10 protein-coding genes are annotated in these 13,314 nt (G+C 65.7%); 7 read left to right on the top strand and 3 right to left on the bottom strand.

Features of this window, described 5'->3' with window-relative positions; all coding sequences use genetic code 11:
• Positions 1-250 precede the first annotated feature (250 nt).
• Positions 251-1,717 carry a cell wall hydrolase gene (locus AC5V87_RS10825; protein WP_495370949.1) on the top strand — a complete coding sequence of 489 codons (1,467 nt, stop codon included), beginning with the start codon at positions 251-253 and terminating at the stop codon, positions 1,715-1,717.
• A 120-nt stretch (positions 1,718-1,837) separates the two neighbouring features.
• Here the strand turns inward: AC5V87_RS10825 and nadC are convergent, their stop codons facing one another.
• The 3 genes from nadC to nadA all read right to left on the bottom strand — a co-directional run bounded on the left by nadC (position 1,838) and on the right by nadA (position 5,651).
• The gene (nadC, locus tag AC5V87_RS10830) at positions 1,838-2,713 is read right to left on the bottom strand and encodes a carboxylating nicotinate-nucleotide diphosphorylase (protein WP_495370950.1); all 876 of its coding nucleotides are present in this window, start codon (positions 2,711-2,713) and stop codon (positions 1,838-1,840) included.
• A gap of 12 nt (positions 2,714-2,725) precedes the next feature.
• Complete coding sequence (locus tag AC5V87_RS10835; protein WP_495370951.1) at positions 2,726-4,330, bottom strand: L-aspartate oxidase; 1,605 nt, start codon at positions 4,328-4,330, stop codon at positions 2,726-2,728.
• Positions 4,331-4,544: 214 nt separating this feature from the next.
• Positions 4,545-5,651, bottom strand: a complete 1,107-nt coding sequence (gene nadA, locus AC5V87_RS10840) for a quinolinate synthase NadA (protein ID WP_495370952.1) — start codon at positions 5,649-5,651, stop codon at positions 4,545-4,547.
• Positions 5,652-5,978: 327 nt separating this feature from the next.
• On the opposite strand from nadA, the gene AC5V87_RS10845 reads away from it, so the two are divergent.
• From AC5V87_RS10845 to AC5V87_RS10870, 6 genes are all read left to right on the top strand, one after another.
• The gene (locus AC5V87_RS10845) at positions 5,979-7,232 is read left to right on the top strand and encodes an MFS transporter (RefSeq protein ID WP_495370953.1); all 1,254 of its coding nucleotides are present in this window, start codon (positions 5,979-5,981) and stop codon (positions 7,230-7,232) included.
• Between the two features lie 41 nt (positions 7,233-7,273).
• Positions 7,274-8,260, top strand: a complete 987-nt coding sequence (acuI, locus tag AC5V87_RS10850; protein ID WP_495370954.1) for an acrylyl-CoA reductase (NADPH) — start codon at positions 7,274-7,276, stop codon at positions 8,258-8,260.
• Positions 8,261-8,374: 114 nt separating this feature from the next.
• Positions 8,375-8,962 carry a hypothetical protein gene (locus AC5V87_RS10855; protein WP_495370955.1) on the top strand — a complete coding sequence of 196 codons (588 nt, stop codon included), beginning with the start codon at positions 8,375-8,377 and terminating at the stop codon, positions 8,960-8,962.
• A 148-nt stretch (positions 8,963-9,110) separates the two neighbouring features.
• Positions 9,111-9,344, top strand: coding sequence for a DUF6894 family protein (locus AC5V87_RS10860; RefSeq protein WP_456840120.1), 234 nt, complete (start codon positions 9,111-9,113; stop codon positions 9,342-9,344).
• 226 nt (positions 9,345-9,570) lie between these two features.
• Positions 9,571-11,313: a methyl-accepting chemotaxis protein gene (locus AC5V87_RS10865; protein WP_495370956.1), complete on the top strand. Its 1,743-nt coding sequence runs from the start codon at positions 9,571-9,573 to the stop codon at positions 11,311-11,313.
• A gap of 264 nt (positions 11,314-11,577) precedes the next feature.
• The gene (locus tag AC5V87_RS10870) at positions 11,578-13,266 is read left to right on the top strand and encodes a methyl-accepting chemotaxis protein (protein ID WP_456840118.1); all 1,689 of its coding nucleotides are present in this window, start codon (positions 11,578-11,580) and stop codon (positions 13,264-13,266) included.
• Positions 13,267-13,314 lie beyond the last annotated feature (48 nt).

Below are 13,314 nucleotides of genomic sequence, written 5' to 3' on the forward strand. Positions count from 1 at the left end.
CGAAATGAGACGCGCGCGCAAGAGTTCCTTCACCATTCGCATTGACCGATTGTTTACCGCTTCAAAATGAGGCGGCATTTACCACGCAGGCAATCGCTCCGTGAAAACACCTGTGTTCGCTTGAGTGTGCCGCGCGCGCAACGCCGATTAACGCCCCGGCAACCTAAATTAGATACTTACGAAAAAGATCGAATTGCACGGACGTACTGAGTTCGATCGAAACGGGCGTAAGCGTTGCGTGAGCGTATCGATGTCAGTGTTGCGTAACCATCCGAAGGGCGCGCGGTTCGCGTCCTTCGGCATCGGTCTCTGCATCTTCGCATTTATGCCGAGAGAGACCGGGTATCAGGACATTGCCTCTCTGCTGGCCCGCCAGCCCGGCGTCGCCGAGCGTTGGCAGAAGCAGGTGTTTTCCGCGGCGTCCTCGATCCAGCTCGCGACCTACAGCTTCTCCCGCCCGATTGGTACGTCGGCGCCGCAGAGCGCGATGGTTCGGCTCGCGAGCCTCGATGCTCGCGACGTCACCGGCGCGATCAGCCGCAATCCGGTGCTGCAGGCGCCGCCGCGCTACCAGGCCGCCGATTTTCCCAAGGTCGATCGCTCGCTGAAGGGTGATCGTCTCGCAACCGTTGCGCCAACGCAGGCGCCTGAGACGACGGCTCCGGCCGCGGCACCCGCGCAGGAAGATCCTGCGACCTCGAACAGCTCGGTGTTCGGCGCGAAGACCGCTACCTTGCCGCAAGCGATGTCGCAACCAATGTCGCCCGAGTCCGCAGCCGCGCTCGATCCCGAGCTCGCCGAAGCGCTGCGCGCGCCGCCGCTGCCGCAATATGCCAATCCGCCAAAGGCCAGCGACCTCGCCCGCTCGTTCCCGGTGCAGCCGCTGGAAGCGCTGAAGCAGGAGACGCTTCCGACGGCACCGCCGCGCGATCCGTTCAGTGTCAAGACCGCGAACCTGTTCTTCGGCAGCTCCTCCCTCGGCGGCAATCTCGAGAGCATCGAGAGTTGGCAGCCCGGTGCCGAGCCGATGATCGTGATGCCCGATCCCGACATGAAGGTGACGGCCTCGCTGACGCCGCCGACCCAAGAGATCGCCAGGGATATCGAGAGCGGCGAGAGCGTCGCGGCGAAAGGCGAGGTCAACGTCGACAACCAGCGCGCCAGGTCTCCGGCGGAGCGGCTCGCGCTCGACGACAAGTCGCGCGCGAAATCAGAAAAATGTCTCGCCGAAGCGATCTACTTCGAATCCCGCGGCGAAGCCGTGCGCGGCCAGATGGCGGTCGCGCAGGTGGTGATGAACCGCGTGTTCTCCGGCAAATATCCCGATACCGTGTGCGGCGTGGTCTACCAGAACAAGTATCGCCACTTCGCCTGTCAGTTCACCTTCGCCTGCGACAACAATCCCGACGTGATCCGCGAGCCCGAGATGTGGGAGCGCGCCAAGAAGATCTCGAAGGCGATGCTCGACGGCCAGATCTGGCTGCCCGAGGTCGGCAAATCCACCCATTACCACGCCTATTGGGTGCGCCCGTCCTGGGTCGCTGAGATGAAGAAGATGTACAGGACCGGCGTGCACACCTTCTACCGCCCCCGCGCCTGGGGCGATGGCAGCGAGGAACCGAGCTGGGGCACGCCGGCGCAGACAGCCGCGCTGTCGGCCGAGCTCGCGCAGGAAGCCAAGAGCTCTGCCGAGATGGGCGCGAGCGAGCGGAGGTAGCATCTCGACTGCGTCATGGCCGGGGCTTGTCCCGGCCATCCACGTTCTTGGACTAGCGCAAGAAGCGCGTGGATGCCCGGGACAAGCCCGGGCATGACGATCTCGTGCAAGCCGCGCCCCTCACGCCTCGATATCAAGCGCGCAGTCGAAATTCGGCGCCGAATGCGTCAGCGCGCCGGCTGAGGCGTAATCGACGCCGGTCGCGGCAATCGCGGCGATCGAGTCCAGCGTGACGCCGCCGGAGGCCTCCAACTCGAGGCGGCCCTCCGTCATCCGCACCGCCTCGCGCAAGGTTGCAAGGTCCATGTTGTCGAGCAGCACGGCGTCGGCAAGGCCCGTATCGAGCACCTCGCGCAGCTGCGCCAGCGTATCGACCTCGATCTCGATCTTGACGAGATGGCCGGCATGGGCACGGGCGCGCTCCAGCACCGGGCGGATGCCACCTGCGACCGCGACGTGGTTGTCCTTGATCAGAATCGCATCGTCGAGCCCGAAACGGTGGTTGAAGCCGCCGCCGCAGCGTACCGCGTACTTCTCCAGCGCCCGCAATCCCGGTGTGGTCTTCCGCGTGCAGCAGATCCGCATCTTCGTGCCCTCGGTGCGCGCGACATAGTCGGCCGTGAGCGTTGCAACACCCGATAGCCGGCCGACGAAGTTTAGCGCGGTCCGCTCCGCCGTCAGAATGGCGCGCGCCGGGCCCGAGATCGTCAGCACATGCTGGCCGCGGGCAACGCGGGCAGCGTCGCGGACATGCGCGCGCACCTCGACGTCGGACGAGAGCTTTTGCAGCGTCGCCAGCGCCAACGGCAATCCGGCCATCACGCCGGACTGGCGCGCGACCAGGATGGCCTGCGCTCTGGTCGCCTCGGGAATCGTTGCGAGCGAGGTGATGTCGCCGGCGCGGCCGAGGTCTTCCGCCAGCGCGCGCTGCACGGCCTCGTCGATGGCGAGGGGCGAAACGAAGGCATCGGGATAGAGCAGGGAGGTCGGGGTCATATCGAGTTTCCTTCAGGCGATCATGGGTTGAGCGGTGCGCGGCAGCGGACGCTCGCTTAGGCTGTCCGCGACTTCGCGCGCAGCGGTGAGCGTGGTCATCGTCCGCTGCGCCAGCTCTGGGACATCGGCCGGATGGTCGGAACGGAAATGCGCGCCGCGGCTCTCGCGCCGGCTCAAGGCGGCGGTTGCGACGAGAAGGGCCGTGGTTGCCATGTTGCGGACGGTGATGCTCGTCGCCTCGCGCTCCAGTGCAGCAAAGCTGCGCGCGGCCTGTGCAAGCCCGTCACCATCGCGGATCACGCCGACATGCGCACTCATTATCGCCCGCAGCCGCGCCACGTTCGCTGCATCCGGAGCGCCGCTGCGCTGTGTCACCAGCGCATCCGGGAGCGGGGCCGGCGACGGGATCGCACGGCCGGCGATGTCGTCGGCGATGCGCGCGGCATAGACCACGGCCTCCAGCAGCGAATTGGAGGCGAGACGGTTGGCGCCATGCGCGCCGGTGGACGACACCTCGCCGCCGGCCCAGAGTCCGTCGATCGAGCTGCGGCCGCGTGCATCCACCGCGATGCCGCCCATGTGATAGTGCGCGGCTGGCGCGATCGGGATGGCTTGCGTCGCGGGATCGATGCCGGCGGCGATGCAGCTCGCATGCACGGCCGGAAATTTTTCGGCGAAGCGCACGCCCAGCGCCGCCCGCGCGTCGAGGAGGGCGCCGCGCCCGGTCGCGATCTCCGCGAATACGCCCCGGGCGACGATGTCGCGCGGCGCGAGCTCGGCGAGCGGATGGCGCGCAAGCATAAAGCGCTCGCCATGGCGGTTGATGAGTATCGCGCCTTCGCCGCGCAGCGCTTCGGTCGCGAGCGGCGCGGGATCGCGCCCGACCATAATGGCGGTCGGGTGGAACTGCACGAATTCGGGGTCGGCGATGACCGCGCCGGCGCGCGCGGCGATCGCAAGGCCGGAGCCGCTGGCCTCAATCGGATTGGTGGTGACGGCATAGAGGTGGCCGATGCCCCCGGTCGCAAGCACGATCGCACGCGAGGCCAGCATAACCGGCCGCGCGGCTGGATTGGCTGCCTCGCGCAATTGAAGACCGGTGACCGCGCCGTCCTCAGTCAACAGCGCTTCGGCGACAAAACCTTCGATCAGCCGGATCGAGGGCGTGCGGCGCACGGCCTCGGTCAACGCCGCGATGATCGCCGCGCCTGCGCCGTCGCCGCGCACATGCACGATGCGCCGCGCCGAATGCGCAGCTTCCCGACCGACGGCGAGCCGGCCCTCGAGGTCGCGATCGAACGGCACGCCATAGGCGAGCAGATCGTCGATCCGCGGCGCCGCCTCGCGCGCGATGCCGAGTGCGACGGCTTCGTCGACGATACCGCCGCCAACGGCAATGGTGTCAGCAGCATGCGCTTCGGGTGTATCGCCCTCGGCCACCGCCGCGGCGATACCGCCTTGCGCCCATGCGGAGGATGCGCCTTGGCCAAGCGGCGCGGCCGAGATCAGTGTCACCGGCCGCGGCGCGAGCTTGAGTGCGCAGAACAATCCGGCGAGGCCGCCGCCGACGATGACGACGTCGTCAGTGGTGCGGGTGAGATTGTGGATGTTTGTCATGGTAGTTCCTCTTGCTCCGCTGCCGTCCCTGCGAAAGCAGCGACCCATACGCCGTGGCGGAAGTTGTTGCGCGAAGTTCTGCAATGCCGTTCTTCGCCAAATATCTTCCGGTGGTTATGGGTCCCGGATTGGCGCTCCGCTCCCGACCACGCTGCGCGTTGTCTGGAGTTTCGCTTATCCGGGACGACAGCTGTGTCGTTGCTGCGCTTCGCTCTCAATTCTTCAGATTGATCATCCGCTCGACCGATCGCCTTGCGCGCGCCGCAAGCGCCGGCTCGATCGTGACTTCCTCGCGCAGCGTCAGCAGGCTGTCCAAAATGTTGGCGAGCGTGATGCGCTTCATGTGCGGGCAGAGATTGCAGGGGCGCAGCATCTCCACGTCGGGCAGCTCGGCGCGCACATTGTCGGCCATCGAGCATTCCGTGATCATCACCAGCCGCCGTGGCCGCTTCGCGCGCACCCAGTTGATCATATGCGCGGTCGAGCCGGTGAAGTCGGCTTCGGCCAGCACGTCCGGCGGGCATTCGGGATGCGCGATGATCTGGACCGACGGGTCGGCGTCGCGAAACGCGCGCAGCTCTTCGCCCGTAAAGCGCTCATGCACCTCGCAGGCGCCCTTCCAGGCGATGATCTTGACGTCGGTCTTCGAGGCCACGTAGCTGGCGAGATAGCGGTCGGGCAGGAAGATCACGGTCGGCGAGTTCAGGCTCTCCACCACCTGCACCGCATTCGATGAGGTGCAGCAGATATCGACCTCGGCCTTCACCTCCGCCGACGTGTTGACGTAGGCGACGACGGGCACGCCGGGGAATTTTTCGCGCAGCAGCCGCACGTCGGCGCCGGTGATGCTGGCGGCGAGCGAGCAGCCGGCGCGCCAATCCGGGATCAGCACCGTCTTCTCCGGGTTGAGCAGCTTCGACGTCTCCGCCATGAAGTGCACGCCGCACTGGACGATGATGTCCGCCTTCACCTTGGTGGCTTCGACCGCGAGCTGGAGCGAGTCGCCGCCGATGTCGGCGACGCAGTGGAAGATCTCCGGCGCCTGGTAGTTGTGCGCGAGGATCACCGCGCCGCGCGCCTGTTTCAGCTCGTTGATCGCGTGAATCCTCGGCGCCATCAGCGGCCACTCGATCGGCGGGATCACGTGCTTCACGCGCTCATAGAGCGGCGCGGTGGCGCGCTCGACCTCGTCAGTCCATTCCAGCGAGGGCATCGGCAGCGCAGGTCCCGTGCGCGCCGGCGCAGCCCGCGGGGAGGTTGTGGCTTGGCCCTGCGGCCGGCTTGCAAAGTCGTCGGGCCCGTAAAGTCCAGTGATCGGCATGGAAGCCTCCCGTGTGTCGGTTATGCTCGATGTGAGTATATATTTGGCCTGAGAAATCCGGCCGCGAGGGCCGGTGGCGTATCGTCAGAGCTCCGATATACTCATTATGAGTAAATCTAAGATAGCAGGTCGTCCGGGACGCCGCTAGGGCCAGCCGCACACATTCTCGTCAAGTCACTCTCCGGCGAGGCCGCAAGGAAACGCAATGCTCCCGCAGCAGCCCTTCGTGGAACGCAATCGTTTTTGACTTGGGATTTTCATGCATCTGCATTAAACGCGGTGTCGCGGCTGCCTATTCCGGATCCCCCAATGACGATGAGGAACACGATGTCGACGCAGATAGGCGAACTCGGTCCGGTCTCACGTTCTTCCTCCTGGCGCACGCCGGCGATCATCATTCTCTGCGGCTGCGCCATCGGCATGCTCGGCTTCGGTCCGCGCTCGGCGCTGGGCTTCTTCGTGCAGCCGATGAGCCACGAATTCGCTTGGGGCCGTGACGTGTTCGGCCTCGCCATCGCCGTGCAGAACCTGTTGTGGGGATTGGGCCAGCCCTTCGCTGGCGCGGTCGCCGACCGGTTCGGCCTGTTCCGCGTGATGTGCGTCGGCGCGCTGCTCTATGCCGGCGGCCTCCTGCTGATGCGCTACTCCTCGACGCCCTTGTCGCTCAACATCGGCGCAGGCGTCATGATCGGCTTCGGTCTTGCCGGCTGCTCGTTCAACCTGGTGCTGTCGGCGTTCACAAAACTGCTGCCGGCGGAAAAGCGCGGCCTTGCGCTCGGCGCCGGCACCGCGGCGGGCTCGTTCGGCCAGTTCCTGTTCGCACCCATTGGTGTGGCGCTGATCGACAATTTCGGCTGGCAGCAGGCGCTCTCCGTATTCGGCTTCCTGATGCTGCTGATCATCCCGCTGTCGCTGGCGCTGTCGACACCACCGGTCGCGAGCACGGCAAATGCGGCGCCCGCCGATGAGCAGACCTTCACGAGGGCGCTCGCCGAAGCGTTTGGTCATCGTTCCTATGTGCTGCTGGTGCTCGGCTTCTTCACCTGCGGCTTCCAGCTCGCCTTCATCACGGTGCATCTGCCGGCGTTCCTGGTCGATCGCGGCATCTCGGCACAAACCGGCGGCTGGGTGATCGCGGCGATCGGCCTGTTCAACATCATGGGATCGCTCGGCGTCGGCTATCTCCAGAATTCGCTGCCCAAGCGCTACATCCTCTCGACCATCTACTTCACCCGCGCGCTTGCGACGCTCGCATTCATCTCGTTCCCGATCACGCCGTTCTCGGCGATCGCGTTCGGCGCCATCTCCGGCCTGACCTGGCTGTCGACGGTGCCGCCGACCTCGGCGCTGGTGGCGCTGATGTTCGGCACGCGCTGGCTTGCCACGCTCTATGGCTTCGCCTTCGTCAGCCATCAGGTCGGCGGCTTTCTCGGCGTCTGGCTTGGCGGCATCGTGTTCGAGAAGTTCGGTTCCTACACGCCGATCTGGTGGCTCTCGATCCTGTTCGGCGTGCTCTCGGCGCTGATCAATCTTCCGATCGTGGAGAAACCGGTTCAGCGAGTGGTTGCGCAGCCTGCCTGATCGGCTAAACATCCCCGGCAAACAAGTCAGGGAGTGCAGCCGTGGCCACATTCAAGGCGATCCGGATCGACAAGACGGACAAGGGCACCACCGCGCAGCTCGCGCAGTTCGACGAAGCCGAGCTGATGGAGGGCAATGTCAGCGTCCGCGTGGAATGGTCGACGCTGAACTACAAGGACGGCCTCGCGCTCACCGCCAAGGCGCCGGTGGTACGCCGCTTCCCGATGATCGCCGGCATCGACTTCGCCGGCACGGTGGAAGCCTCCTCGCATCCGCAATGGAAGGCGGGTGACAAGGTCGTCTGCACCGGCTGGGGAATGGGCGAGACCCATCTCGGCGCCTATGCCGAGAAGGCGCGGGTGAAGGGCGACTGGCTGGTCGCGTTGCCGCAAGGGCTTTCGGCGCGCGACGCCATGGCGATCGGCACCGCCGGCTTCACCGCGATGCTCTCGGTGCTGGCGCTGGAGAAGCACGGCATCTCGCCGAAGAGCGGCCCCGTGGTGGTGACGGGCGCCGCCGGCGGTGTCGGCTCGGTCGCAACCGCCGTGCTGTCGAAGCTCGGCTATCACGTCATCGCCTCGACCGGCCGCGCCTCCGAGGCGGACTATCTGAAAGAGATCGGCGCCGCCGAGGTGATCGATCGCAATGAGCTGTCGGCGGCGGCCAAGCCGCTGGCCAAGGAGCGCTGGGCGGGCGGCGTCGACAGCGTCGGCTCGACCACGCTCGCGAATCTTCTGTCGATGACGAAATACGGCGGGGCGATCGCGGCCTGCGGCCTGGCGGGCGGTATGGACCTGCCGTCTTCCGTCGCACCCTTCATTTTGCGCGGAGTGTGCCTTCTCGGCATCGATTCCGTGATGTGCCCGATCGAGCCACGCAAGGCCGCCTGGCAACGTCTGGCCTCGGACCTGGACCGGATGAAACTCTCTGAAATAACTCAGGAAATTTCGCTCGACCAAGTTCCGGAATGGGGCGCGAAAATCCTCGCGGGCCAGGTCCGCGGTCGAGTCGTGGTAAAAATTCTCTAACGGCGTTCAGACTTTACCAACCAAGCTGCTTCAATGTTGCCTTGGTTAGTATGGTAAGCAGCGGGTAAAGAGATAAAGGCATCGCCCGCTGCGGGGGTTGGTTCGGAGTAGAGCATGCTTGCGCGTATTGTGTTGGGGGCTGTCACGGCGGCAGCGACGTTTGCGCCGGCCATTGCTGGAAGCATGAATGCCGATGAGGCGCGCCGCTTCGTCGCCGGCAAGGTGTTCGCTTTCACCTGTTTCGACGGCACCCGCGGCGCAGGCCGCATCCTCGATGACCTCGGTGCCGCCGGCGCGGTGCAGTTCTCGGGCTCGGGCCCGGTGCGGCATCTTCGCCTGCCCGGCAACACGCTCCAGATTCGCGGCCAGAACGTCTGCGCCTCGATCAAGGGCATTCCGTTCGAGCCCTGTTTCAACCTGGAGAAGACCGACGAGCGCAGCTTCCGCGGCTCGGTGTCAGGCATGGGCTTCGCCTATTGCGACTTCCATCATCAGGGCGGCAATCAGATGCTGATGGCCCGCGCCACGGCGCGTCCGCGCTCGCTGCGCTCGTCCGAGCACACCGGATCGATCGGCGCCTCCAACACCGAGGTCGCCGCGCGGGTGGAGACGCCGCGTGTGGAGAGCAGCCGGCTCGAGCCCGTGAAGGCCGAGCCCGCCAGGAACGACGCCCCGCTGGAGCTGCGCCGCTCGACCCAGTGAGCCGGCCGCGGCATCCACCGCGTACGCTCGAAGAGCCCCACCGAGCACGAAGCCGCTGCGCCGTAATCATACGGACGGCGGCTTTCATGCGTTGGTAGCTAGTCGCCCCCAAGTTTGCGCAGGGCCGGGGGAGCGCAAGGGTTCTACGATGTCGCTGTATTTCTTTCGCATCAGCACCGGCCGCTATTCCGGGGCCGCCGACCAGCCGTACGAGTTCGAGGACCGGGCGGCCGCCTGGACCGAGATGACCGAGGTGTGCGCCAATCTGCTCGGCGGCATCGCGCGTGGCCTGAAGCCGAATGCCGAGTGGCGCATGGAGCTGCTTGACGAGAACAAGAAGCCGGTCTTCCGCGTCAGTCTGGTCGGCGAGACGATCTGCTGACGGCCGCGAATCGGCGACACTCGTTAATGGCCACAAGGCATGCAAATTCGCGAAGTGCAGATTCGCTGCACGCGAAAAGTGCGCAAATCCGGCGGGTTGAGCGGCTTTTTCGGTATTTCTACCTAGGCCACGCTGCGCTCACTTAACGTTAATGAGGAACCTCTCGGCTAGCTTTTCATGACTGTTCACGCGCGTCCGCGCGGCCATGCGTAGCCGGGATATCTCGATGTCGTTCATTCAAAATCTGCGAATTGGCACCAAGCTCGCCGTCACCTCCGTGCTGACGATCGGGCTCGTCGCGCTGATGATCTTCCTTCAGATGAGCGGCGGCGCCGAGGTCCAGAAGCTTGGCATGAGCGCGGCGGGGCAGCAGGCGATCGCGCAGAATGCTGCCGAAGCGAAGGCCTCGGTCCGCGGCATGCAGATCGGCATTCGCGACATCCTGAGCTCATCCTCGCCGGTCGAGATGCAGAAGGCGGTCGGTTATTTTAACGACCGCCAGACGGCGGCCCAGAAATTCGCCGGTGAAATGGCGAAGCTTTCGCGCTCCCCCGAGAACCGCCAGCGGATCGATCGCTTGACCGTGCTGATCGGCGATTTCGGCAAAGGCGCGCAGCAGATCGAAGCCATCCGCAAGCAGGAGCTCGCGCTCGAGGGAAAGAAGGACGGCGAGGCGGCGGCGCAACACGCAAAGCTCGCGGCCGAGATCGATCGCGTTCGCAAGGGGACGCTGGCGCCGATCAACGAAGAGATTTCGGAGCTGTCCAACAAGATCACCGAATTCGCCAAGCAGAGAAGTGTCGAGACCCGCGCCGAGGCCGAAGCGGAGGCCGCGTCGGTCGCACGGACGTCGCTCGTCGTCGGCGTGCTGGTCGCGCTGGTTCTCGTCGGCGCATGCATCTTCTCCGTCTTCAGCATTGCGCGGCCCATGCGTGCGCTGACGCTCGCGATGGAGAAGCTTGCAGGCGGCGATTTCTCCGTGGTGCTACCGGGCCTCGGCCGCAAGGACGAGGTCGGCGAGGTCGCCGGTGCGGTCGAGAAATTCAAGATCGTGTCCGAGCAGAAGGCGCATGCGGAAGCCGAAGCCAAGATGCGGCAGGATCAGATCGCAGCCGAGCAGCGTAAAGCGGAGATGCGCAGGCTCGCCGACAGTTTCGAAGGCGCCGTCGGCGAAATCGTCGGCACGGTGTCGTCGGCCTCGACCGAGCTCGAAGCGTCCGCCACGACGCTGACCTCGACCGCAGAGCGTACGCAACGCTTGACCACTGTGGTCGCGGCCGCTTCGGAGGAAGCCTCCACCAACGTGCAGTCGGTGGCCTCCGCCACAGAAGAGCTGTCGTCCTCGATCACCGAGATCAGCCGCCAAGTGCAGGAATCGGCACGCGTCGCGAGCGAAGCCGTCGGCCAGGCCCGCACCACCACCGAACGCGTCAGCGAACTGTCCAAGGCGGCGACGCGGATCGGCGACGTGGTCGAGCTGATCAACACCATCGCGGGCCAGACCAATCTCCTGGCGCTCAATGCCACGATCGAGGCGGCACGCGCCGGCGAGGCCGGCAAGGGGTTTGCGGTCGTCGCCTCCGAGGTCAAGGCGCTCGCCGAGCAGACGGCGAAGGCGACCGGCGAGATCGGCCAGCAGATATCCGGAATCCAGGCCGCGACACAGGAATCGGTTGGCGCCATCAAGGACATCAGCGATACCATCGAGAAGCTGTCCGAGATCTCCTCGACCATCGCAGCAGCGGTGGAAGAGCAGGGCGCCGCGACGCAGGAAATCTCCCGCAACGTGCAGCAGGCCGCGCAGGGCACGCACCAGGTCTCGTCCAACATCACCGACGTACGGCGCGGCGCAAGCGAGACCGGATCGGCTTCCTCGCAGGTGCTGTCTGCCGCGCAGATGCTGTCGGGCGACAGCAACCGTCTCAAGCTCGAGGTCGGCAGATTTCTCGAGACAGTGCGCGCGGCCTGACGGCGCATGGTGATCAGCGCGGCCGGCTTTCGCGTTAAGCGATGCCTGTCGCGCTGCAATGCATGGTTGCAATGAAAATAGCGGCGGTCATCCTTGCTTCGATAGTTTCACGTAGGTTCCTGTTAACGCCTGTTTGCAATTATCGGCGCAATCTTACCGGATAAGAACCAGCCAGCATCGTTGCATGAAGCCGGCCCTGTCGTCCGTTGCGGCGATTGCGGCGTGGGTAAGTTGTGCGTTGCCAGGTATCAGCGGGATGTCGTGATGTCGAAGTTGTCGATCGTCTTCAAGCTTCTGACCGTGCTCTCGGTCCTCGTGCTCTCGCTCGCCGGCGTCGGCGTGACGGCGATCGGCACGATGCAGAACATCAACGCCCATACCGTCGAGATCGCCGAAAGCTGGCTGCCGAGCGTGCGCGCGCTCGGCTCGCTCCGGGCCGACATCAACGAGCTGCGCGTCGCGCTGCGGCTGCACCTGATGCAGGAGAGCGCCGAGGGCAAGGAGGCGGCCGAGAAGCGCCTCGCCTCGCTGCGCGACCGCATCGAGCAGACCCGCAAGGTCTACGAGCCCCTGATCACCTCGTCGGAAGAGCGCTCGCTCTATCAGCAATGGACCACGGCCTGGGGCGAGTATCTGAACGGCGTGCAGGATGTGATGGCGCTGTCGCGCAAGAGCGTCGGCAAGTTCCCGACTGAAGCCAACGAGATGCTTCAGACCAAGGTCGCCAAGATGGCGCAGGCGGCCGACCCGCTGCTCCAGAAGGGCATCGAAATGAACAATCGCGGCGCCGAGCTGGAGACCAAGCAGGCGGCCGACAGCTACGCCACGATCTTCCGCGTGCTGGTCGCCATCATCGTGCTCTCGGTCGTGATCGCGATCAGCGCCGCCTATTATCTGGTGCGCGATGTGTCGCGTGGCATCGCCTCGATCATTAAGCCGATGCAGTCGCTCGGCGAGGGCGATCTTTCGGCCGAGGTGCCGCATCGCGGTGAGAAGACCGAGATCGGCTCGATGGCGGATGCGCTCCAGATCTTCAAGGAAGCCCTGATCGCCAAGAAGGCCGCCGACGAAGCTGCCAGGCTCGACGCCGAAGCCAAGATCGAGCGCGGCCGCCGGGTCGACGCCATCACCCGCAGGTTCGAGGCCATGATCGGCGAGGTCGTCGGCACGGTCTCCTCTGCCTCGACCGAGCTCGAGGCGTCGGCGTCAACCCTGACCAGCACCGCACAACGCGGGCAGGAGCTGGCAACCGTGGTTGCCGCCGCCTCCGAGGAAGCCTCCACCAATGTCCAGGCGGTGGCCTCCGCCTCGGAAGAGCTGTCGTCGTCTATCACCGAAATCAGCCGGCGCGTGCAGGATTCGGCGCGGATGGCGGCGGAAGCGGTCGAGCAGGCTGCGCGCACCAACGAGCGCGTCAACGCGCTGTCGCAGGCGGCCTCCCGCATTGGCGACGTAGTCGAGCTGATCAACACCATCGCGGGACAGACCAATCTGCTGGCGCTGAACGCCACCATCGAGGCCGCGCGCGCCGGCGAAGCCGGCCGCGGCTTTGCCGTCGTCGCCTCCGAGGTCAAGGCGCTGGCCGAGCAGACCGCGAAGGCCACCGGCGAAATCGGCGCGCAGGTCTCGGGCATCCAGGCCGCGACGCAGGAATCCGTCACCGCCATCCAGGAGATCGGCGGCACCATCGAGCGGCTGTCCGAAGTGTCAGCTGCGATCGCTGCCGCCGTCGAAGAGCAGGGCGCGGCCACGCAGGAGATCTCGCGCAACGTGCAGCAGGCCTCGGTCGGCACGCAGGAGGTCTCCTCGAACATCACCGACGTGCAGCGCGGCGCGATCGAGACCGGCGAGGCCTCGGTCGAGGTGCTGTCGGCGGCGAAATCGCTCGCGACCGACAGCACGCGCCTTAAGGTCGAGGTCGCGCAGTTCCTGGAATCGGTCCGCGCGGCCTAGCGCTCGCTCTTAGTTCGCCTCTCCCCGCTGGGCAGAGGTGAAGTACCT

The sequence above is a fragment of the Bradyrhizobium sp. SOJA106 genome (genome assembly GCF_059448745.1).

Coding starts and splice junctions, on each gene's coding strand:
- AC5V87_RS10825 (WP_495370949.1), top strand. CDS start 251: ATGTCAGTGTTGCGTAACCATCCGAAGGGCGCGCGGTTCGCGTCCTTC.
- nadC (WP_495370950.1), bottom strand. CDS start 2,713: ATGACCCCGACCTCCCTGCTCTATCCCGATGCCTTCGTTTCGCCCCTC.
- AC5V87_RS10835 (WP_495370951.1), bottom strand. CDS start 4,330: ATGACAAACATCCACAATCTCACCCGCACCACTGACGACGTCGTCATC.
- nadA (WP_495370952.1), bottom strand. CDS start 5,651: ATGCCGATCACTGGACTTTACGGGCCCGACGACTTTGCAAGCCGGCCG.
- AC5V87_RS10845 (WP_495370953.1), top strand. CDS start 5,979: ATGTCGACGCAGATAGGCGAACTCGGTCCGGTCTCACGTTCTTCCTCC.
- AC5V87_RS10855 (WP_495370955.1), top strand. CDS start 8,375: ATGCTTGCGCGTATTGTGTTGGGGGCTGTCACGGCGGCAGCGACGTTT.
- AC5V87_RS10860 (WP_456840120.1), top strand. CDS start 9,111: ATGTCGCTGTATTTCTTTCGCATCAGCACCGGCCGCTATTCCGGGGCC.
- AC5V87_RS10865 (WP_495370956.1), top strand. CDS start 9,571: ATGTCGTTCATTCAAAATCTGCGAATTGGCACCAAGCTCGCCGTCACC.
- AC5V87_RS10870 (WP_456840118.1), top strand. CDS start 11,578: ATGTCGAAGTTGTCGATCGTCTTCAAGCTTCTGACCGTGCTCTCGGTC.